We start from the raw sequence: 1,207 nt of genomic DNA on the forward strand, positions 1-1,207 counted from the left end.
ACCTAGTAAATCTGTGAAAACAGCTTTGTAATCCGCTAAATAGGGTACATACTGAATTAAATCTGTTTCAAGAAAATAGTCTAATCCTTTGTGCCAATTGACACCAATCCACAGTTTATTCATTTCAACCGCAATTCGTTCAACTGCAATATGAACTAAAATCCCAGCGTTTTCAGCGATTGCTACTAGGGTTTCTGGCTCAATTTGAAAGTCAAGTTGACTAGCAAAGCGAACGCCTCGCATCATGCGGAGACCATCTTCATTAAAGCGGTCATGTGGATTACCCACAGCCCGGATAACTTGGTCCGCTAAATCCTTTTGCCCATGGAAATAATCCACTATCTTGTGGTCAGGATTCATGGCCAAGGCATTAATGGTAAAGTCACGGCGCAATAGGTCTTCTTCTAAGTTTTGAACAAAGGTTACCTTGTCCGGGCGACGGTAATCTTGATAGGTCGATTCGGTTCTAAAGGTAGTGATTTCATAGGTTTCACCTTCAAACCAGACCATAATCGTCCCATGATCTAAGCCCACATCAAAATGACGTGGAAACAAGGCTTGAACTTCAGCTGGATAGGCAGAGGTGGCAATATCTACATCATGGATGGGCAAGTCTAATAGCAAGTCCCGCACAGCCCCACCCACAAAGTAAGCCTCGTAGCCAGCCTCATTGAGGGTATGAATAATAGGTGCTGCTTTGGTAAATTCTTGGCTATTAGTCATCTAATAAGTGCTCCAAACCATAGATTAAACCGTCTAATTCGCCCACTTTTTCAACTGCCAATGCTACGCCGGGCATGTATGAGTTACGGTCGAATGAATCTTGACGGATAGTTAAGGCTTCCCCAACACCACCGAATTGTACGATTTGGTGTGAGTTGTAGCCTGGTAAACGTAATGAATGGATGCGGATGCCGTGGAAATCAGCGCCACGTGCGCCTGGCATTGATTCTGTTTCATCTGGATGTCCAGAAACATGCTCGCCGCGTGCTTCATAAATTAATTTAGCTGTTTTTTCGGCCGTACCACTTGGGGCATCCAATTTTTGATTGTGATGAATTTCAGTAATTTCAACGTCTGGTAAATATTTAGCCGCCTTAGCTGAGAAGACTTGCATCAATACTGACCCAATGGCGAAATTCGGTGCAATTAAACCACCCAATTTTTTTGCTTCAGATAAAGCCGTTAATTCTTCAATTTCTGCATC

Annotated in this window: 2 protein-coding genes; both read right to left on the bottom strand. The window is 43.2% G+C overall.

Annotated features, from left to right (window positions below; genetic code table 11):
- A partial coding sequence (locus ACRCJ0_RS14550) for a CCA tRNA nucleotidyltransferase (RefSeq protein WP_431390918.1) occupies positions 1 to 723 on the bottom strand: 723 nt, incomplete at its 3' end.
- On the bottom strand, positions 716 to 1,207 hold a 492-nt coding region (gene dapB, locus ACRCJ0_RS14555), incomplete at its 5' end, for a 4-hydroxy-tetrahydrodipicolinate reductase (RefSeq protein WP_431390919.1). The genes dapB and ACRCJ0_RS14550, both read right to left, overlap by 8 nt.

The sequence above is a fragment of the Aerococcus sp. L_32 genome, assembly GCF_050689315.1.